This is a genomic window from Caulobacter sp. P1_D6 (genome assembly GCF_056406095.1).
Genome location: NZ_JBFUAW010000013.1, coordinates 23,999 through 43,968, shown reverse-complemented (window position 1 = coordinate 43,968; position 19,970 = coordinate 23,999). Strand labels below are relative to the sequence as shown.

Genomic DNA, 19,970 nt, shown 5'->3' with positions numbered 1-19,970 from the left:
GCCGGAGGGGGGAGTGGTCCCACCTCGGCAGTATCCCCCAACCGATCGCTTCGCGAGCGCCTCCCCCACAGGGGGAGGGACTGGCCGGTCGAGCCGCTCATTCGCCGCCCTCCCCGTCATCGCCGCTGGTCGACCACTCGAACACCCGCGCCAGGTGCCCGTAGTCGCCCACGTGGTCGTGCACGAACTGCGGCGCCACGCGCGACAGGTACGGCTGACGCGGATTGTCGTACCGCTCGATCAGTTCGCGCAGCCCGTTCAGCGCCTTGATCGCCGCCTCCTGGCTGTCGACACCGGCGGCGGCGCGCACCTCCTCGACGCCCGCGGGCTTGCGGCCGGTGACCCGCAGATAGGTCAGGTCGCCCGGCTCGCGCGGACCGATGTCCTTGAAGCCGCCCTCGCGCAGGATGGCGGCCGTGAGGGTCAGCTGGGGCGAGAAACCGGTCTCGACCTGCTTCTTCGACGGCGCGGCGCCGGTCTTGTAGTCGAGGATGTGGGCCATCCCGTCGGCGGTCGGCTCGATCCGGTCGGCCTTGGCGGTGACCGTGAACGGCCGCCCGCCGATGTCGAAGGTCAGTTCGCCGGCGGCTTCCACGACGATCCGTTCGGCGCCCGCCCGGCGGCGGGTCTCCAGCTCGGCGACCCACAGGGCGGCTTCGCGAGCCAGGGCGCGTTCGCGGGCCAGGGCGGCGGGCGGCATGCCGGCCTTTTCCAGTTCGCCGAGGTAGAGGCCGGCGAAGATCGCGGCGGCCTCGGCCGGCACAGGGCCGGGATGCTCCAGCGAGAAGGTCTCGAACGCCGCGTGGATCGCCGTGCCGCGCGCCCGGGCCTCGACCGGCTCGTCGGGGCGGTCCAGCGGGAAGAGCTTGAGGATGTCGCGGGCCCAGACGGCGTAGGGGTCGCGGGTCAGGGCCTCGACCCGCGTCACGGCCATCTTGCGCGGACGGTCGGCGACCGGCGGAGTCGGGGCCGGACGCTTGATCGGCTCGTAAGGGCCAGGCGCGTCGAGGTCGCGGGCCCAGGCCAGCACGTCGGGCCGCTCAGTCAGGTGCAGGCCGGCGCCGCGCGCCAGGGTCTTCAGCCGCCACAGCCAGCGGCTCTCGACGGCCGGCGCCCCGCCGCGTCGCTCGCTATGGACCAGGATCACGTCGGGCGCGCAGGCGGCCTGGGCGAAGTCGTGGGCGGTCAGACCGATGCGGCGCTCGGGCGGCGGCAGCTCCAGCTTGGCGCGCATCGGCCGCGACAGGAACGGGTCGATCGGCGCGCCGCGCGGCCAGATCCCTTCCTCCAGCCCGGCCAGGATCAGCCGGTCGGCCCGCACCATCCGCGCCTCGATGGCCCCGAAGATCCGCAGGCGCGGGTGGGTGGCGCCGCCGGTGCGCAGGGTCTCCTCGTTGACCAGCCGGTCGAACAGGTCGGCGAAGCCCTGGGCCGAGGCCGGCGGCAGGGCGACGCCGTCGGTGATCAGCGAGGACAGCAGGCCCGCCAGGCTCTCGCCGGCCGAGCCGGCCCACGGGTCGGTGGGATCGGCCAGGGCCTCCAGCGCCTCGACCAGGGCCCGCGCGGCGGCGGCCGGCTGGCCCGCCTTGGGGTCGGCGACATAGGGCGCGGCGACGCGATGGGCGGCGGCCAGGACGCGTTCGATCAGGGCCTTCGCGTCAGGATACTTCGCGAGCCGTTCCAGAAGCTGGGCCGCGTCGCGGGGGGCGGGGCCGCGCAGGCCCCAGCGTTCGAGGTCGCGAGTGACCTCGGCGTCGCCCCGCAGCAGCGGATGCTTGGCCACGGCCAGCAGGCGCACGGGATCCAGAGAATCCACCGCCAGGCCCGCCACGTGCTGGGCCAGGATCGCCGCGGCGCTGGCGGCCAGGGGCGCGCCGGCCGAGCTGTCGGGGATCACGCCCCAGCGCACCAGCCGGGCGTTGACCCGTCGGGCCAGCTCCTGGTCGGGGGTGACCATGGCGGCGGTCTGGCCGGGGGTCTCCAGCGCCTCGCGCAGCAGCAGGGCGCAGGCGACGGCCGCCTCCTCCTCGGTGCGGGCGTTGACCAGGGACAGGCCCTTCAGCCCCTCCTCGATCGGATCGAGTCCGGGCGCTTCCGCACGAAGCCGGTCGATCTGGGCCAGCCAGTCGGCGGTGGCCTGGGCCGGGCGCAGGGCCTCGTTGATCAGGCGACGACGCCAGCGGCCCCGACTGTCGGCCTCGGGCCACCAGGGACGCACGTCGGCGCGGGTGACCTTGGCCCCGTCGAGCAGGCGCTTCATCGCGCCCTGCGGATGCTGCTCGCCCTGCACGCCCTCGATCTGGTCCCAGGCGTCGTCGGCCAGGCCGTCGTCGAGACCGGGCAGCACGACCGCGCCCTGGTGCAGGCTCGCGATCACCCGCAGCAGCCGAGCGGTGGCCGGCGCGGTGCCGGTCGAGCCGGCGGCGACCAGTACGCCCTGAGGAGGGTTCTGCTCCCACTGGTCCGAAAGCGCGTTGAGCAGCCGCACCCGTCGGTCGCTGACGTCGATCAGCCCCATCTCTTCGAGACGCTTGGGCCAGGCGGTCAGCACCGCCTTCAGGAACCGGGCCGAGACCTGCCAGTGCTGGGCCAGGTCGCCCTCGGCCAGGCCGTCCAGGCGGCCGTCGTCGGTGACGACCTCCTCGATCTGGCAGCTGTCGAGGAACTCGGCCAAGGCCTTGGCCATCTCCAGCGCCTGGCCCGCCTGGGGCTGGAACGACAGCAGATGGCTGTTGTCGGCGACCAGCCGGGCCAGCTCGAACCGGCGGCGGCGCGAGGAGACGGCGGGCGGCAGGTCCAGGCTCAGTTCGCCCGGTTCGAACGGCGGCTCGCCCTCGTCCAGGTCGCCCAGCGGCCGAATCTGCGGCAGCAGCAGGGCCCTGCCGCCGCCGGCCGCGACAAAGGCGTCGGCCAGGGCGCGGGCGCCGCGTCGGGTGGGGGTCAGGACGGTGGCGGCGGGCAGGGCTTCGGGCCCCAGCGGCGCCAAGGCGTCCAGCAGCCCGCGCGCCAGGTCCTCGACGAAGGGCCGGTGGGCGGGGATCGAGAACCAGCGCGGCCCCGGGCGATCAAAGGGGCCCGTCATGGTCAGGCGCCGCCTGCGAGCCGGGCCTCGGCGATGTCCCGCGCGTCGGGGTCGCCGACATGCATCCACACCCCGGACGGCGCGACGCCGCGCACGCGCCCCTGGGCGGCCAGGGCCTTCCAGATCGGGGTCAGCGAGAACGGACCGTCCGGACCGTCCGCCACGATCTTCGGCTTGGTGATGTGGACGCCGACATAGACCAGCGGCGCGGTCTCGCCGGGACCCTTGAAGCGTACGACGTCGCCATCGAGGAACACGTCGCCGGTGTCGTGGAAGCCCAGGGATTCCGTGGTCGAGGCCAGCATCAAGCAGACGTCCATCTTGTCCGAATCCCAGGCGCGGGCCACGGCTTCGATGGCCGAGTCGTCCTCGATCCAGACGGAGTCRATGTTGGCGACCCAGATCGGATCTTCGCCCAGCAGCGGCAGGGCGTGCTTGACGCCGCCGCCGGTCTCCAGGGCCTGGGGCCGCTCGTCGGAGATGACGATGTGCGGCAGGGGATGGGCGGCGGCGCGCTGGACCAGGTGCGCCTCCAGCCGATCGGCGAAATAGTGGACGTTGACCACGGCGGTCTCGACCCCGGCGGCGGCCAGGCGGTCCAGCATGTGGTCGATCAGCGCCTTGCCGCCGACCTCGACCAGGGCCTTCGGCCGGTCGTCGGTCAGGGGGCGCATGCGGGTGCCGAGGCCGGCGGCCAGGACCATCGCGATCTTCGGGGCGGCGCTCATCGACGGAACTCCGACGGCACGTATTTGTCGAACCAGGCCTTCAGCCCGGCCATCGCCGGGTCCTGGAGATTCCGCTCCAGATAGCGCCAGGTGCGCGGCATGTAGGCCTCGTACTGCGGCCGGCCCAGCAGGGCCTGGCGGGCGAACACCCGGCCCAGGATCCGGGCGGCGTTGGAGGCGGCCAGGGCGCGGTAGTCAGCGATGAAGGCGGCGCGGTCGACGCCGGGCCGGGCGGCCAGGTAGCGGTCCAGCATGGCCTGCTCCAGTTCCGGCGAGACGTCGCGGCGGGCGTCCTGCAGCAGGTGGGTCAGGTCCCAGGCGGGGTGGGCGCGCAGGGCGTCCTGGAAGTCCAGCAGGCCAACCCGGGCCACGCCGTCGCGCTCGGGCAGCCACAGCAGGTTCTGGGCGTGATAGTCGCGGTGGGTGAACACCGACGCGCCGGCCTCGCCGCGCACCCAGACCGGGGCCCACAGGGCGTCCCACTCGGCCACGGCCGCGTCATCGAACGCAGACAGGCCCGAGAACTTCGGCCACCATTCCAGGAAGGTGTCGGTGGCGATCTTCAGGGCCAGGGTGTCGTAGGTCAGCAGCGGCCAGGCCACGCCGCCTTCCGCCGTGAGGACGTCGGGCGGAGTCTCGGCGTGCAGAGCCACCTGCACGTCGACGGCGGTCTCGTACAGCGGGACCTCGTCCTGGCCCTCGGCGATCAGGGTGGCGTAGAGGCCGTCGCCCAGGTCTTCCAGCACCGCCAGACCGGCCTCGACGTCGTGGGCCAGGATGACCGGGGCCGACAGGCCGCGCGCGCGCAGATAGGCGGCGGTGGCCACGAAGGCGGCGACCGAGCCGGCGGCCAGGCGGGCGGCGGCGTTGTAGCCCAGGGCCACGCGCTCGGCGTCGCTGGCGCCCGGCGGGCAGACCACGCTCTCCAGGGCCGGCGGCTGGTCCATGAAGATGAAGCTTTCGCCGCCTCGAGTCAGGCGCTCGTAGGCCCGGGTCGAGGCGTCGCCGCTCAACAGTTCGCGGCGCGCGTCGCCGAAGCCGTGGGCCGACAGGAAGGCCGCCTTGAGGGTTTCGCGATCAGAGCTCAAGCTTGCGTCCTTCGAAGGTTCCGTGCGGCGTGATGACGGCGCGGCGCGCCTGCCCATCGTCGCCTATCGGGGTGATGTCTATAGCGAGTCGGTCAGCCGGCAGGCGGCCTTGCAGGCGCTGGGGCCATTCGATCAGGACCGCGCCGTCCTCGAGCGCTTCCTCCAGCCCGATCTCGTAGGCCTCGTCCGGGTCGGTCAGGCGGTAGAGGTCGAAATGGGCGACCGGGAAGTCGGGGCCGTCGTAGAACTGCACCAGGGTGAAGGTCGGGCTGGGGACCTCCTCGTCGGGCGAGGTCAGGGCGCGGACCAGGGCGCGGGCCAGGGTCGACTTGCCGGCCCCCAGGGGACCGGTCAGGCAGACGGCGTCGCCGGGGCGCAGGGCCGAGGCCAGTTTCTGGCCCAAGGCCTGGGTGGCCGCCTCGTCGGGCAGGTCGATCTGGATCATCCGAACACCGCGTCGGGGTTGGTGGGCAGCACGCGCTCGACGAAGTGCTTGAGCGCCCCGGTGGCCATGGCCGCGTCGGGGTCCAGCGCCCTGGCGGCGATCGGCTTGCCGACGATCAGCGAGAACCGCCGCCCGCGCTTGTTGAGCATCTCGTGGAACAGGGTGATGTCGCGCAGTTCCTGCGCGCGGCCGTCGAACAGGTGGAACAGGGTCGACCACGGTCCTGACAGGTGCATGGGCGTGATCGGCGCGTCGCTCCAGCGGGCGATCGACACCGCCGAGGGTTGCCAGGGCTTGTCGGTCAGCTTGCCCTCGACCTTGGTGGCCAGGCGCCCAGCGGGGAAGATCATCAGGGCCTGCTCGTTCTTCAGCAGCGCCCGGGTGCGCTCGACCACGCGGCGGGTGTCGCTCAAGGTGCGCTTGGCTTCGACCCACTCCACCGGGATCAGCACCTCGTCCAGGCCCGGACAGACGCGCAGGGCGTCGGAATTGGCGTAGAACCGCATGTCCGGCCGCCGGGCCTTCAGGGCGTCATAGACCGCCATGCCGTCGGCGATGCCGGTGGGATGGTTGCAGATCACCACGACGCGGCCCTTGGCGGGCAGGTTCTCCAGGCCCTGGACGTCGACCTCGACGCTCAGCAGGTCGGACACATATTCCAGCGCCTCGCGGCCGCCCATCGGGGCGATGGCGTCGACCATGGCCCGGGCCTTGCCGTAGCTGAGCAGGGCGTGCAGCGGCCCACGCGCCAGCGGCCAGGCCGGCGAGCCGCACAGTTTCGGCGCCCGCTCGGCGATCAGGGTGTCGATGATGTGGGGGCGGGCCGGTTCGACGGCCTGCGACGTGTTCATCCGCCGACTCTAGAGAAGCCGCCGCGCCGTTCCAAGAGAGGTGGCCAAGGCGAGGGTCCGCCAAATTTGACGGACCGCTCGCGACGTCGGACGTTAGGGGCTGGGGAAGAGGGAGTTATTGCATGAAGCGTTTCGGTCGCTGGCTCGTCGCCATCGTCGTGGTCGCCGCCGTCGGGGCGGGGGCTTGGGCCTATTGGAACTTCGAACTGCGCTGGCGGCCCAAGACGATCACCAGGAACCAGGCCGAGATCACCAAGATCCTGGAAAGCGCGGGCTGGGTGTCGCCGGGGCTGAAGGGGCCGAAACTCTACATGGTCAGCTTCCGCACCTGTCCGGACTGCGTGCGCTTCAAGCACGAGGAATATCCGGGCCTGCACAAGGCGGGCGTCGACACCCGGTTGATCGAGATCGCCCGCGCCGACCGCAACGGCGTGCCGAAGTCCACCCCCGCCGAGCGCGCGACCGTGGCCGAGATGTGGGTCAACCGCAGCTGGGCGCTGTCGGAGAAGTGGGACGCCACCCCGGTCGAGGCCTGGACGGCGGCCGGCATCGCGCCAGCCGACGGCGACGTCGCCCGCACCGCCGTGATCGAGGCCGGCCGCAAGACCGTCGAGGACCTGCGGCCGCTGCTCAAGGCCAACGGCGTGAACTTCGCCTATCCGCTGCTGGTCTGGTGGACCCCGGACGGCAAGATGAAGGCCTGCGCCTGCGAGAAGCGCGAGACCTATCGGTTCGTGCGGAAGGATCTGGGGGCCTAGGAAGGCCGGGGACACGCCGCGAGGGCATGTCCCCAGTCGGATCACACTGGCCGGTTGCTGATCTCGGCCTTCCGCGCCTGACGGGTCTTGGTTCCGGGGCGGTGGTCGAGGTCGCCGTCGCGCGGCGCGGCGCCCGCGTCGAGGTCGAGGTTGTCGTCGGCGTCGTAGAGCGCCGCCGTCTCGCCTTCGGGGGCGAGGTCCGAGGGAATCGCGCGGTCTTCGGGTTGGGCCATGTCGGTCTCCTTCTGACGTGTCAGGGAAACAAACGACGTCGCCCCCGGTCACGTTTCATGGCCGGGGGCGAGCGGTTCGGTCAGAACCCGGAGCTCAGAAGTCCTGGGCGGTGGGACGGATGGCGATCTCGCTGACGTCGACGTCGGCCGGCTGCTCGACCGCGTAGGCGATGCCGCGGGCGATGGCGTCGGCGCCGATGGCGATCTGGTAGAACGCGTCGAGGTTCTTCAGCGACTCCGCGTCAGAGCTGCCGTGCTTCAGCTCGGTGTTGACCCCACCGGGCGAGATGACGGTCACCCGGATCTTCGAGCCGACTTCATGCCGCAGGCCTTCGGAGATGGCGTGAACGGCGAACTTGGTGCCGCTGTAGACCGTGCCGCCCGGGCTGAAGACCTTGCGGCCGGCGATCGAGCTGATGTTGATGAAGTGCCCCGAGCCTTGCGCCTCGAACACCGGCAGGGCGGCCGCGACGCCGTACAGCAGGCCCTTGATGTTGATGTCGATCATCTTGTCCCACTCGTCGGTCAGGGCGGCCGACATCGGGGCGATGGCCATGTAGCCGGCGTTGTTGATCAGCACGTCGACGCGGTCGAAGGCCTTGACGGCGGCGGCGATCATCGCGTCGGCGTCGGCCTTGACAGTGACGTCGGTCTGGACGGCGATGGCCTGGCCGCCGGCGGCGGTGATCTCGGCGACCAGCGCTTCCAGGCGGTCGATGCGGCGGGCGGCCAGCACCAGGCGGGCGCCCTTGGCGGCGAGGTGGCGGGCGGTGGCTTCGCCCAGGCCGCTGCTGGCCCCGGTGACGACGACGACCTTGCCGGAAATGTTGTTGTCGATGCTGTCGGTCATGGCTGGATCTCCTTGTTCCGTGGGGCGTGCTCGCCCCGTGGCCAGAAGATGAGCGCTCGACCTCCTCGCGATAATCCTTGATAGTCTGAACGTTGTTTCAAACAGGATTTGATAATGCAGCGCGACCTGCTGGACGGCGTCGTGGCCTTCACCACCGTGGCGCGGCGGCGAAGCTTCACCGTGGCGGCGGCCGACCTGGGCGTTACGCCGGCGGCGGTCAGCCATGCGGTCAAGCAGCTGGAGGCCCGGCTGGGCGTGGTGCTGTTCGCCCGCACCACGCGAGAGGTCGGGCTGACCGAGGCCGGCCGGCGCTACCTGCAGGGCGCCCAGCCGGCCGTCGAGGCGATGGAGGCCGCCACGGTCTCGGCGCGGGCCCTGGGCGAGGGTCCGGCGGGCACGGTGCGCCTGACCACCTCGCGCCTGGCCCTGCGGATGGTGCTGGCCCCGGTGGTCACCGACTTCCTCCGTGCCTATCCGGACGTGCGGCTGGAGATCGTCGTCGACGACGCCCAGGTCAGCCTGATCGAGGAGGGCTTCGACGTCGGCCTGCGGATGGGCGAGATGATCGCGCCCGACATGGTGGCCGTCCGGGTGTCGAACCCGTTCCAATTCTGCGTGGTCGGCGCGCCCGCCCTGCTGGAGCGCTGGGGCCGGCCCGAGCATCCGCGTGACCTGAAAAACATTCCCTGCCTGAACGTCCTGCAGACCACCCGCCGCAACAACTACCGCTGGGAGTTCGAGGAGGACGGCCGCGAGTTCCAGGTGGCGGTCGACAGCGCGATCAGCGTCAACGACTTCGACTTCCTCCTGAAGGGCGCGCTGGACGGGCTGGGCCTGACCTACCAGCCCGAGCCCCTGGCCATGCCGCACGTGATGACGCGGCGGCTGGAGCGGGTGCTGGACCCCTATCTGGCCGGTCCCACCGACTGGCGTCTCTACTATCCAAGCCGCCTGGGCGCTTCCGCTCCGCTCCGCGCTTTCGTGGAGTTCATGCGCGGCCGCCTTCGCACGCCGGGCCGCGCCTAGGCTCTTCGCCCCCTTTCCCTGGAGCTTCTGGCGCGCTAACCCCCGTGGCGATGCCCACATCCGTCCGCACCGCCTACCGAGAGCGCCTGGCCCAGGGCGAGATCAAGCCCGACGTCGCCCAGGCCGCCGCGGTCGACGCCCTGTCGCGGCTGGAGGCCGATCTCGACAACGCCGGCGAGCCGGGCTTCTCGCTGTTCGGCCGCAAGCCCAAGGGTCAGAAGGGCGTCTATCTGTGGGGACCGGTCGGGCGCGGCAAGTCCATGCTGATGGACCTGTTCTTCGACAGCGCCCCGGTGACCAAGAAGCGCCGCGCGCACTTCCACGCCTTCATGGCCGAGGTCCACGAGCACATCAACGCCTGGCGCAAGGGCGACGCGGCCGAGCGCAAGGCGCGCTTCGGCCAGCACAAGGGCGACGACCCGATCGCGCCCACGGCCGACCTGATCGCCGCCGACGCCCGCCTGCTGTGCTTCGACGAACTGCAGGTCACCGACATCGCCGACGCCATGATCCTGGGCCGGCTGTTCGAGGCCCTGTTCGCCCAGGGCGTGACCCTGGTGGCCACGTCGAACCGCCCGCCGGACGACCTCTACAAGGACGGCCTCAACCGCCAGCTCTTCACGCCCTTCATCGACATGCTGAAGGAGAAGATGGACGTGGTCGCCGTGCGCGGGCCTGTCGACTTCCGCCTGGACCGCCTGCGCGCCGCCCGCACCTGGCTGGCCCCGGACGACAAGACCAACCTCGCCGCGTTCGACGCCCTGTGGGCCGACATGCTGGACGGGGCCGAGGAGACCGGCGCCAAGATCGAGGTGCTGGGCCGCAAGATGCACTTCCCCCGCGCAGCCGGCGGCCTGCTGCGCGCTTCGTTCGCCAGCCTCTGCCAGCAGGCGCTGGGCCCGCAGGACTACCTGGCGATCGCCGAGCGCTTCCACACCCTGTTCCTGGAAGACGTGCCGCTGCTGACGCCGGACCGGCGCGACGCGGCCAAGCGGTTCAACACCCTGGTCGACGCCCTCTACGAGGCCGACGCCAAGCTGGTGGCCCTGGCCCACGGCGAGCCCGAGGCGCTGTACCCGGCCGGCGACGGGTCGTTCGAGTTCGAGCGGACGGTGTCGCGCCTGCAGGAAATGCGTTCGGCCGACTATGTCGCTCGGATCCGGGATTAGGAGAGCCTGATGAGCATCAAAGACCGCGTCCGCGTCCACGAGACCAAACTGCTCTCCGACAACTGGTACGTCCTGAAGACGACCACCTTCGACTGGAAGCGCCGCGACGGGACCTGGCAGACCCAGCACCGCGAGCACTACGACCGGGGCAACGGGGCGGTGCTGCTGCCCTATAACCTGGCCAACCGCACCGTGCTGCTGGTCAAGCAGTTCCGCTATCCGGCCTTCGTCAACGGTTACGACGACCTGCTGATCGAGGCCGCCGCCGGCCTGCTGGACGACGCCGAGCCGGAGGTGCGCATCCGCGCCGAGGTCGAGGAGGAGCTGGGCTATCGGCTGGGCGCGGTGACGCCCGTCTTCCAGGCCTTCATGAGCCCAGGCTCGGTGACCGAGATCCTGCACTTCTTCGTCGCCGAGTACGACGCCTCGATGCGGATCGGCGACGGCGGCGGCCATCCCGACGAGGGCGAGGACATCGAGGTGCTGGAACTGACCATCGACGAGGCCCTGGCCATGGTCGCCAGAGGCGAGATCCGCGACGCCAAGACCATCATGCTGCTGCAGCACGCGGCGCTGAACCTGTTCTAGCCGGATAAGGTTGGCTTTGTCACATTCTAGGCCTAGGGTTGAGTCAGCCTTGGCTGTGGAATGCTCGTGCGATGGTTGATCGGATCGATGTTCGTGGTTGCGGCCCCATCACGGGCGTCGATGACCATGCGGTGTTCACCCAGGCGATCGCCAACGCCCTGTCGACCGGGCTGCCGCTCTACATTCCCGCCAACACCAATCTGGGTCTCGGCGCGCACACCTATCCGATCACGGCCCCGATCCGGATCTTCGGCGAAGGCGATACCAGCGTCCTGACGCGTTCGGGCAATCTCGACAGCCCGGTGATCTATTTCAACGCCGGAAGCGCGGGCCCGTACTGCATCGGCAATCTGAAGATCCAGTCCACACAGACCACCGAACCCACCAACTCCAGCTTCAACGCCGCGATCTGCGCCTACAACACCAACGACGTGACGGTCGAGAACGTGACCGTGTCGGGCGCCGCGAACGGGTTCTACATGGGCATCGTCTTCGACGGCGTGAATGTCGGCCGGATCTCGGGCGTGAAGGTCTACAAGTGCTTCAATAGAGGCCTCTATCTCTATCACGCCTGTGTCGATGTCATCGTCACGGACTTCCATATCGATCTGTCGGACAGCGCCGGCGCGCCTCGCGGATCCTACGGGCTCAACACCAATCCAGGCGGCGACACCGTCGCCAAACGGCTGGTGGTCAGCAACGGGACCATCCGCGGCTTCACCGCCCACGGTGCGGCGGCTTCGGAACGATACGAAGACGTCGTCTTCTCCGATCTCGTCGTCGAGGTCCCGACAGGCGCCTACGGCGTGATGTTGCAGACGGCGAACAGCCAGCGTGGCGGGAAGGTGCTGCTTTCCAGCATTCGTACGACGGGCGGATATGTGGGCATCCTCGCCAACGGCAGCGACAATTTCGAGATCGCCAATTGCCATGCCCTAGGCGCGTCGGCCGCCGGGATCTACATCTTGGATTCCACCCGCTGGACCATCACGGGCGGCTCCTCCTCGCAATGCAGTTCGCAAGGTTTGCTGATCAAGGGAACCGCTGGGGCGGGAGCTGTTCGCGACGGCCAGGTGACGGGCCACCGGGTGAACAATTGCGCCGGCTACGGCGCGCTGGTCAGCGCCGACGGCGCCGGCTTTGTCACCGAGGTCGGCTTCGTCGGCGGCAGCTACAGCGACAACGGCGCCTATGGCATCCTCGCAGAGGCCAACACCGATCGCATCACCACCTCCGTCACCTATGCTCACCGCAACGGGACCGGCGCGATCTCCTTGGGCGGCACGAATTCGAACGGCTACAACAATCAGGTTACCTGAGAGGGCTTGCTCGGCCTGTCGCAATCCAGGTTCCAGCTTTTGGCTTCCGCTGCTTGATCGCCTTGCCCTGAGAACGTTTCTCAACAAGGGCGGCCGCGTTGACACCCCCAACGTCGCGCTTAAAAGCATCCCGCAACGCACAAAGCCAAAGGGTTGGACGCAACCATGACCGACACCAGCGGGGGCCTTCCCGACCGCCCCCTGTCGCCGCACCTGCAAGTCTGGCGCTGGCACATCACCATGGCCTGCTCGATCCTGCACCGGGCCACCGTCTTCGCGCTGTATGTCGGCGTCCTGCTGCTGGCCGGCTGGGCCCTGGCCCTGGCCTCGGGTCCTGAAGCCTACGCCTGCTACACCGGCTCCCTGGGCTCGTTCCTCGGCAAGCTGGTGCTGTTCGGCCTGACCGTCGCGGTGCTCTACAACATCGCCTACACCGTGCGTCAGACCGTCTGGGACGCCGGCAAGGGCTTCACGCCGAAGATCGCCGACATGTCCGGCGCCTGCGCCATCGCCTTCGCGGTGGTCGGCGCCGTCGTCGTCTGGGTCATCGCCGCCCAAACCGGAGCGCTCTGATATGGCCGGTCCTTCCTCCGCCCGCTTCCGCACGCCGATCTCCCGGGCCCGCGGCCTGGGCGCCTCGCACCACGGCGTCGGCCACTTCATCACCGAGCGCGTGTCGGGCATCGCCCTGATTCCGCTGGCCCTGTGGGGCCTGTTCGCCGGCCTGCGCCTGGCCGCCCTGGACTTCGACGGCGCCGCCATCTGGGTGTCGATCCCGCACAACACCGTCCTGCTCTGCCTGCTGATCGTCGTCGCCCTGATCCATTTGAGGCTTCAGGTGCAGGTCGTGATCGAGGACTACGTCCCGGACTTCACGGTCAAGACCGTGCTGGTCCTCGCCAATCTTTTCGTTTGCGTCCTCGGCGGCGCTCTTGGGGTCGTGGCGATCCTCAAGGTCGCCTTCACCGGAGCCTTCTGATGTCGGCCTACAAGTTCATCGACCACAAGTTCGACGTCGTCGTCGTCGGCGCCGGCGGCTCGGGCCTCCGCGCGGCTCTCGGCTGCGCGCAAGCGGGCCTGAAGACGGCATGCGTCACCAAGGTGTTCCCGACCCGCAGCCACACGGTCGCCGCCCAGGGCGGGATCTCGGCCTCGCTGGGCAACATGGGCCAGGACGACTGGCGTTGGCACATGTTCGACACCGTCAAGGGTTCGGACTGGCTGGGCGACCAGGACGCCATCGAATACCTGACCCGCAACGCGCCGGCGGCGGTCTATGAGCTGGAGCACTGGGGCGTGCCGTTCTCGCGCACCGTGGACGGCAAGATCTATCAGCGCGCCTTCGGCGGCATGACCAAGAACTTCGGCGAAGGCCCGATCCAGCGCACCTGCGCGGCGGCCGACCGGACCGGTCACGCCATGCTGCACACGATGTACGGCCAGTCCCTGGCCCATGACACCGAGTTCTTCATCGAGTACTTCGCGCTCGACCTGATCATGGAAGACGGCGTCTGCCGGGGCGTCACCGCCTGGAAGCTGGACGACGGCACCCTGCACCGGTTCCAGGCCCAGATGGTCATCCTGGCCACCGGCGGCTACGGCCGCGCCTACTTCTCGGCCACCTCGGCCCACACCTGCACGGGCGACGGCAACGCCATGGCGCTGCGCGCCGGCCTGCCGCTGCAGGACATGGAATTCGTGCAGTTCCACCCCACCGGCATCTACGGCGCCGGCTGCCTGATCACCGAAGGCGCGCGCGGCGAAGGCGGCTACCTGACCAACTCGGAAGGCGAGCGCTTCATGGAGCGCTACGCCCCGTCGGTGAAGGACCTGGCCCCGCGTGACATGGTCAGCCGGGCCATGACCATCGAGATCCGCGAAGGCCGCGGCGTGGGCCCCAACAAGGACCACATCTTCCTGCACCTGGACCACCTGGACCCGAAGATCCTGCACGAGCGCCTGCCCGGCATCTCCGAGACCGCCAAGGTCTTCGCCGGCGTCGACGTGACCAAGGCCCCGATCCCGGTCCTGCCGACCGTCCACTACAACATGGGCGGCATCCCGACGAACTATCACGGCGAAGTCGTCACCAAGTCGGGCGACAACCCCGACCAGGTGATCCCCGGCCTGATGGCCGTGGGCGAGGCCGCCTGCGTGTCGGTGCACGGCGCCAACCGCCTGGGCTCCAACAGCCTGATCGACCTGGTGGTGTTCGGCCGCGCGGCCGCGCTGCGCTGCGCCGAGATCCTCAAGCCGATGGCCACCCAGCCGGAGCTGAAGGACAGCATGACCGACGGCCACCTGGCCCGCTTCGACCGCTACCGCAACGCCAACGGCGCCCAGCCGACGGCCGCCCTGCGCCTCGAGATGCAGAAGGCCATGCAGGAGGACGCCGCGGTGTTCCGCACCGGCGAAAGCCTGGAAAGCGGCGTCGTGCGCCTGCAGGCGGTCTGGGACAAGGCCAAGGACATCAAGGTCAGCGACCGGGGTCTGGTGTGGAACACCGACCTGATGGAGACCCTGGAGTTCGACAACCTGATCGGCCAGGCCGTCGTGACCGTGGCCGGGGCGGTCAACCGCACCGAAAGCCGCGGCGCCCACGCCCGCGAGGACTTCTCCACGCGTGACGACGCCAATTGGATGAAGCACACCCTGGCCTGGCTCGACCAGTCGACCGGCAAGGTGAAGATCGATTTCCGGCCGGTGCACAGCTACACCATGTCGAAAGATATCGACTACATCCCGCCCAAGCAGCGCGTGTACTGAGGGTACGATCGATGGTTCAGCTCACCCTCCCCAAGAACTCCACCGTCCAGAACGGCAAGACCTGGCCCGCTCCGGCCGGCGCCAAGAACACGCGCGCGTTCAAGGTCTATCGCTACGATCCGGAAGACGGCCGCAACCCGCGCTGGGACACCTACGAGGTGGACGTCGACGCCTGCGGCCCGATGGTCCTGGACGCCCTGCTCTACATCAAGAACACCATCGACCCGACGCTGGCCTTCCGCCGCTCGTGCCGTGAAGGCGTCTGCGGCTCGTGCGCGATGAACATCGGCGGCCGCAACACCCTGGCCTGCACCCACGGCCACGCCGACACCCCCGGCAAGGCCGTGCAGATCAGCCCGCTGCCCAGCCAGCCGGTGGTCAAGGACCTGATCCCCGACCTGACGCTGTTCTACGCCCAGTACGCCTCGATCGAGCCCTGGCTGCACACCGTCACGCCCGAGCCGCAGACCGAGTGGAAGCAGTCGCCGGAAGACCGCTCCAAGCTGGACGGCCTCTACGAGTGCATCCTCTGCGCCTGCTGCTCGACCTCGTGCCCCAGCTACTGGTGGAACGGCGACAAGTACCTGGGCCCGGCGACCCTGCTGCACGCCTACCGCTGGCTGATCGACAGCCGCGACGAAGCCACGGGCGACCGCCTCGACAACCTCGAGGACCCGTTCAAGCTCTATCGCTGCCACACGATCATGAACTGCGCCCAGGTCTGCCCGAAGGGTCTGAACCCGGCCAAGGCGATCGCCGAGATCAAGAAGATGCTGGTGGAGCGCGTGGTCTAGACACCACGGCTCCATTTCCCTCGTTCTTCGACGGGCTCGGGACGAGGGTGCTTCAAACGCCGCAGAAGATCGCTAAAACCGATCTTCGAGCCCAAGGCCGATCGGCTTGCAAAAAGGTGACGCCACCGTCATCTTTGCTCGAACGGGAGGACTTTGGCGTTGAGTGAAGCAGGGACCGGTGATCTGAACGCCCGCGTCGTGATCGTCGGCGCCGGCCATGCCGGCGGTTCGGCCGCCGCCTTCCTTCGCCAATACGGCCACACCGGCCCGATCGTGCTGATCGGCGACGAGCCCCTGCTGCCCTATCAGCGCCCGCCGCTCAGCAAGGCCTGGCTGAAGGGCGAGGCCGACGCCGACAGCCTGCAGCTCAAGCCCAGCAGCTGGTACGAGGAGGCGGGCGTCTCCCTGCGCCTGGGCGGCGTGGTGGTCAGCCTCAATCGCGGCGCCAAGACCGTCACCCTGGCCTCGGGCGAGCACCTTCCCTACGACTACCTGATCCTGGCCACCGGCGCCCGGGCCCGCGCCCTGCCGATCCGCGGCGCGGACCTGGCCGGCGTCCTGGCCCTGCGCACGGCGGCCGACGCCGAGGCGCTGAAGAGCCACCTGGGTCCCGGCAAGCGTCTGGCGGTGGTCGGCGGCGGCTATGTGGGCCTGGAGGCCGCGGCCTCGACCATGGCCCTGGGCGGCCACGCCACGATCATCGAGCGCGAGCCGCGTGTGCTGGCCCGGGTGGCCTGCGAGACCCTGTCGAGCTTCTTCCAGGACTATCACGGCGCGCGGGGCGTGACCTTCGTGCTCAACGCCGGGGTGGCCGGGTTCGACGGTGTCGATGGTCACGTCACGGGCGTGCGGATGACCGACGGCTCGGTGATCGCCTGCGACGCGGCCCTGGTCGGCGTGGGGGCGATCCCCAACGAGGAGCTGGCCCGCGACGCCGGGCTGGAGTGCGCCAACGGCGTGGTGGTCGACATCGAGGCCCGCACGGCCGATCCGTTCGTGTTCGCCATCGGCGACCTGACCCACCGCCCGCTGCCGATCTACGGCCGCCAGTTCCGCCTGGAAAGCGTGCCCAACGCCCTGGAGCAGGCCAAGCAGGCCGCCGCCGCCATCGCCGGCCGGCCGATGCCGCCGCACGAGATCCCGTGGTTCTGGTCCGACCAATACGATCTGAAACTGCAGATCGCCGGCCTGCCGTTCGACGCCGACCGCCAGGTGGTGCGCGGCGACGTTGCGGCCGCCAAGTTCGCCGTCTTCCACCTGAAGGGCGACCTGGTCCAGGCCGTCGAGGCGGTCAACGCGCCGCCCGAGTTCATGGCCGGCAAGCAATTGATCGCCAAGCGCACGCCCGTCAGCATCGAGAAGCTGGCGGATCCGACGATTTCCATGAAAGAAGTAGCGGCGTAAAACGACCGTTCAAAAGCGAGTTCAGGGGACCCATGGCCAAGATCACCTACATCGAGCACGACGGCACGGACCACGTCATCGACGTCAAGCCGGGCCTGACGGTCATGGAAGGCGCGGTGAAGAACAACGTGCCGGGCATCGACGCCGACTGCGGCGGCGCCTGCGCCTGCGCCACCTGCCACGTCTATGTCGACGACGCGTGGCTGTCCAAGACCGGCGAGAAGTCGGCCATGGAGGAGTCGATGCTGGACTTCGCCGAGAACGTCGAGCCGAACTCGCGCCTGTCGTGCCAGATCAAGGTGTCGGACGGGCTGGACGGGTTGGTGGTGCGGCTGCCTGAGAGCCAGCACTAGCTGGGTGTTTTCTGGGGCGGTGGCTCACTCACCTGCCCCCACCTGACCGCTTCGCGGTCTGTCCGCCCCCATAGGGGGCGGAGGCTCGTGCACCTCGCCGGCGGCGCCTCTTCCCCCTGTGGGGGAAGACGATCGCGAAGCGATCCGTAGGGCAAGCGTTCGCCGCGCGAAACTAGGTTCTAGAACCCAAACTCCGGCTGCGCCGCCCCGGGTTGCTGCGTCTCGGGCAGGTGGCACGTGAACATCGACCCCGCGCCGGGCTCGCTCTCCAGCGCCACCCAGCCGCCGTGCAGCTCGACCAGCGCCTTGACCAGGGCCAGGCCCAGGCCCGGGCCGCCGCGGTCGCGGCCGACGAAGCGGTCGAAGATGTGGGCCTGGACGTGGAAGGGCACGCCCCGGCCAGTGTCGGCGACGTCCAGCCGCACCTCGCCCAGCGCGCGCCGTGCCGACAGGGTGACCACCCCGTCCGGCGGGGTCTGGCGCAGGGCGTTCTCGATCAGGTGGTCCAGGATCTGCGACAGCCGCTTGTGGTCGCCGCGGATCAGGCCGACGTCCGGATCGCACTCCACCGACAGCGTGACGCCGCCCAACTGAGCCAGTTTCAGCGACCGCTCCTGGGCGTCGCTCATCAGGCCGGCCACGCGGATGTCCTCGATCTCCAGCGCCATCTCGCCGGCGTCGATCTGGGCCATGTCCAGCACGTCGTCGATCGAGCGGGCCAGCTGGGTGGCCGCCGAGCGCACCGACGCCACGTGGCCCCGGCTGCGTTCCGACAGGCCGTCGGCCCGCTCCAGCAGTTCCGAATAGCCGATGATCGTCGTCAGCGGCGTGCGCAGCTCGTACGAGACGTTGCCGACGAAGTCGCGCTTCAGCCGCTCGGCCTCGGTCAGGGCCTGGGAGCGGTCGGCCAGGGCGCTTTCCAGCTGGCGGGTGTCGGTGACGTCGGCGAAGGCGATCAGGGTCGCGCCGTCGGGCAGCGGACGGCTCTGATAGACGATGATGCGATTGTCCGAGGTGCGGGTCTCGCCCGAGGTCGGGGCGCGCATCTGCGGGTCGGGATCGGCCACCCGGCCCTTCAGTTCGCGCCAGAAGCTCAGGTCATGCAGGCGCGGCACGCACAACTCGACCACGCCCTCGAAGTCGACCGCCGCCTCGAGGGCCTGGGCCGAGACGTTCCAGAAGGTCTCGAAGGCCTCGTTGTGCAGCCGCAGGCGGCCGTCGGAGCCGAACACCGCCACCGCGTCGTTCAGCTTGTCCAGCGTGGCCTGCTGCACCTGGATGAGGGCGTTGTACTGGGCCTTCAGCCGCAGCTCGCCGGTGATGTCGGAATAGAGCAGCAGCATGCCGCCCAGCGGGTGGGGCTGGCGCACGACGCGCAGGGTGCGGCCGTCGGGCAGGTCCCACATTTCGTCGGCCTGGGGGCCCAGGTCCTCGTAGCGCGCCAGCTCGGCGGCCTTCCACTTGGCGTAGTCGACCGTCTCGGGCAGGCGGCGGCGCTGGCGCAGGCGGTCCAGCACCTCGCCGTGGGTGGGACGCTCGGCCAGCCAGGCCGGCTCCAGGCCCCACAGCTCGGCGAAGGCGGTGTTATGGAAGGCGAGACGCCGACCGGCGCTGAAGATCGCCACCGCGTCGGCGATGTGGTTGAGGGTCTCGTCGTGGGCCGCGACGTGCTTCTTCAGCGCGTCGCGCATGTCCTCGACCTCGGTGACGTCGCTGCTGAACACCCCGACCCCGCCGCCTTCCAGCGGCTGGGCCGAGAAGCGCAGGGCCCGGCGGCGGCCGTCCAGCGGCACCCAGCGGACCAGTTCGCGCAGCTCGCCGGCCTTGGCGGCCTCGACCACCAAGGCGTCGGCGGCGCGGTCGATCGACTTGTTGTCGCGCGTGGCGTCGCCGGCGGTCTCGACCCCGACCACCCGCAGATAGGCCGCGTTGCCCCAGACCGGCGCGCCGTCGGCGCCCGAGATCCAGGCCGGCTCGATCAGGCCGTCCATGAAGGCGGCGAAGCGGCCGGCGTCGGGCAGGCCGGTCTCGTTGGCGGCGGCCGCGGCCAGGCGCAGCCAGGCCCGGGTTCCAGCCGCCCGGCCCTCGACCAGCACGCCGCCGCGCGGGCCGCGCGCCTCGAAGGCGCAGACCTCGCCCTGTTCGAACAAGGCCTTCAGCTTCTGGGCGTGGGACGGATCGGCTTCGGTCAGGGCCACGACCACGGCCTGGGCGTCGGCGGCGACGTCGAGGATCTTGGCGCATTCGGCCAGGGCGTCCTCGCCGGACACCAGGTCGACGCCGCCGTCGTGGATGGCGACCACAGCGCTCTCGAAGGCCTCGGCGGCCCCCTGGCTGTCCATCAGCCGGGTTTCCAGGACCTGGGCGCGGGCCTTCAGGCGGACGAGATGGTCCTCGAACCGCCGTCGCTGGGACATCGCCCACAGCGTGGCGCAAAGGGCGAGGCAGACCGCGCCGGCCGTCGCGGCCAAGATCAGGTCGGACGAGGTCATCAGGCTTGTCGTCGGCCCCCGGGC

General features: G+C 69.9%; 19 protein-coding genes. 11 read left to right on the top strand and 8 right to left on the bottom strand.

All coding sequences use genetic code 11. The features are described from left to right. Positions 1-97: 97 nt before the first annotated feature. The 5 genes from addB to AC1DYP_RS09485 are packed head-to-tail and all read right to left on the bottom strand — an operon-like array spanning position 98 to position 6,194. A complete protein-coding gene (addB, locus tag AC1DYP_RS09505; RefSeq protein WP_477046116.1) occupies positions 98-3,082 on the bottom strand; it encodes a double-strand break repair protein AddB in 2,985 nt (994 codons plus the stop codon). A 2-nt stretch (positions 3,083-3,084) separates the two neighbouring features. Beyond that, the gene (gene murU / locus AC1DYP_RS09500) at positions 3,085-3,810 is read right to left on the bottom strand and encodes an N-acetylmuramate alpha-1-phosphate uridylyltransferase MurU (RefSeq protein ID WP_477046115.1); all 726 of its coding nucleotides are present in this window, start codon (positions 3,808-3,810) and stop codon (positions 3,085-3,087) included. Next, positions 3,807-4,898, bottom strand: coding sequence for an N-acetylmuramate/N-acetylglucosamine kinase AmgK (gene amgK, locus AC1DYP_RS09495; protein WP_477046114.1), 1,092 nt, complete (start codon positions 4,896-4,898; stop codon positions 3,807-3,809). Before amgK ends, murU begins: the two co-directional genes overlap by 4 nt. Beyond that, positions 4,888-5,343, bottom strand: coding sequence for a tRNA (adenosine(37)-N6)-threonylcarbamoyltransferase complex ATPase subunit type 1 TsaE (tsaE, locus tag AC1DYP_RS09490; protein ID WP_477046113.1), 456 nt, complete (start codon positions 5,341-5,343; stop codon positions 4,888-4,890). Before tsaE ends, amgK begins: the two co-directional genes overlap by 11 nt. Beyond that, positions 5,340-6,194: a 1-acyl-sn-glycerol-3-phosphate acyltransferase gene (locus AC1DYP_RS09485; RefSeq protein ID WP_477046112.1), complete on the bottom strand. Its 855-nt coding sequence runs from the start codon at positions 6,192-6,194 to the stop codon at positions 5,340-5,342. Before AC1DYP_RS09485 ends, tsaE begins: the two co-directional genes overlap by 4 nt. Positions 6,195-6,316: 122 nt before the next feature. Between AC1DYP_RS09485 and AC1DYP_RS09480 the strand changes: the two genes are divergently transcribed. Beyond that, positions 6,317-6,952, top strand: coding sequence for a hypothetical protein (locus AC1DYP_RS09480; RefSeq protein ID WP_477046111.1), 636 nt, complete (start codon positions 6,317-6,319; stop codon positions 6,950-6,952). A 41-nt stretch (positions 6,953-6,993) separates the two neighbouring features. Here the strand turns inward: AC1DYP_RS09480 and AC1DYP_RS09475 are convergent, their stop codons facing one another. Next, on the bottom strand, positions 6,994-7,185 hold the full coding sequence (locus AC1DYP_RS09475; protein ID WP_477046110.1) for a hypothetical protein: 192 nt from the start codon (positions 7,183-7,185) through the stop codon (positions 6,994-6,996). A gap of 94 nt (positions 7,186-7,279) precedes the next feature. Next, a complete protein-coding gene (locus AC1DYP_RS09470) occupies positions 7,280-8,035 on the bottom strand; it encodes an SDR family oxidoreductase (protein ID WP_477046109.1) in 756 nt (251 codons plus the stop codon). A 114-nt stretch (positions 8,036-8,149) separates the two neighbouring features. On the opposite strand from AC1DYP_RS09470, the gene AC1DYP_RS09465 reads away from it, so the two are divergent. From AC1DYP_RS09465 to AC1DYP_RS09420, 10 genes are all read left to right on the top strand, one after another. Further along, positions 8,150-9,061, top strand: coding sequence for a LysR family transcriptional regulator (locus AC1DYP_RS09465; RefSeq protein ID WP_477046108.1), 912 nt, complete (start codon positions 8,150-8,152; stop codon positions 9,059-9,061). Between the two features lie 50 nt (positions 9,062-9,111). Further along, positions 9,112-10,230: a cell division protein ZapE gene (gene zapE / locus AC1DYP_RS09460; protein WP_477046107.1), complete on the top strand. Its 1,119-nt coding sequence runs from the start codon at positions 9,112-9,114 to the stop codon at positions 10,228-10,230. A 9-nt stretch (positions 10,231-10,239) separates the two neighbouring features. After that, on the top strand, positions 10,240-10,818 hold the full coding sequence (locus AC1DYP_RS09455) for a GDP-mannose pyrophosphatase (RefSeq protein ID WP_477046106.1): 579 nt from the start codon (positions 10,240-10,242) through the stop codon (positions 10,816-10,818). Between the two features lie 71 nt (positions 10,819-10,889). After that, a complete protein-coding gene (locus AC1DYP_RS09450) occupies positions 10,890-12,137 on the top strand; it encodes a hypothetical protein (protein ID WP_477046105.1) in 1,248 nt (415 codons plus the stop codon). Positions 12,138-12,302: 165 nt separating this feature from the next. Then, complete coding sequence (sdhC, locus tag AC1DYP_RS09445; RefSeq protein ID WP_477046104.1) at positions 12,303-12,710, top strand: succinate dehydrogenase, cytochrome b556 subunit; 408 nt, start codon at positions 12,303-12,305, stop codon at positions 12,708-12,710. A 1-nt stretch (position 12,711) separates the two neighbouring features. After that, the gene (gene sdhD, locus AC1DYP_RS09440; protein WP_477046103.1) at positions 12,712-13,116 is read left to right on the top strand and encodes a succinate dehydrogenase, hydrophobic membrane anchor protein; all 405 of its coding nucleotides are present in this window, start codon (positions 12,712-12,714) and stop codon (positions 13,114-13,116) included. Beyond that, a complete protein-coding gene (gene sdhA, locus AC1DYP_RS09435; RefSeq protein ID WP_477046102.1) occupies positions 13,116-14,903 on the top strand; it encodes a succinate dehydrogenase flavoprotein subunit in 1,788 nt (595 codons plus the stop codon). Before sdhD ends, sdhA begins: the two co-directional genes overlap by 1 nt. Positions 14,904-14,914: 11 nt before the next feature. Further along, a complete protein-coding gene (locus AC1DYP_RS09430; RefSeq protein WP_056755985.1) occupies positions 14,915-15,697 on the top strand; it encodes a succinate dehydrogenase iron-sulfur subunit in 783 nt (260 codons plus the stop codon). Between the two features lie 183 nt (positions 15,698-15,880). Further along, complete coding sequence (locus AC1DYP_RS09425) at positions 15,881-17,101, top strand: NAD(P)/FAD-dependent oxidoreductase (protein WP_477046191.1); 1,221 nt, start codon at positions 15,881-15,883, stop codon at positions 17,099-17,101. Positions 17,102-17,133: 32 nt separating this feature from the next. Continuing rightward, positions 17,134-17,454, top strand: a complete 321-nt coding sequence (locus AC1DYP_RS09420) for a 2Fe-2S iron-sulfur cluster-binding protein (protein WP_477033765.1) — start codon at positions 17,134-17,136, stop codon at positions 17,452-17,454. 179 nt (positions 17,455-17,633) lie between these two features. Here the strand turns inward: AC1DYP_RS09420 and divL are convergent, their stop codons facing one another. Then, positions 17,634-19,946: a cell cycle protein kinase DivL gene (gene divL, locus AC1DYP_RS09415; RefSeq protein ID WP_477046101.1), complete on the bottom strand. Its 2,313-nt coding sequence runs from the start codon at positions 19,944-19,946 to the stop codon at positions 17,634-17,636. Positions 19,947-19,970 lie beyond the last annotated feature (24 nt).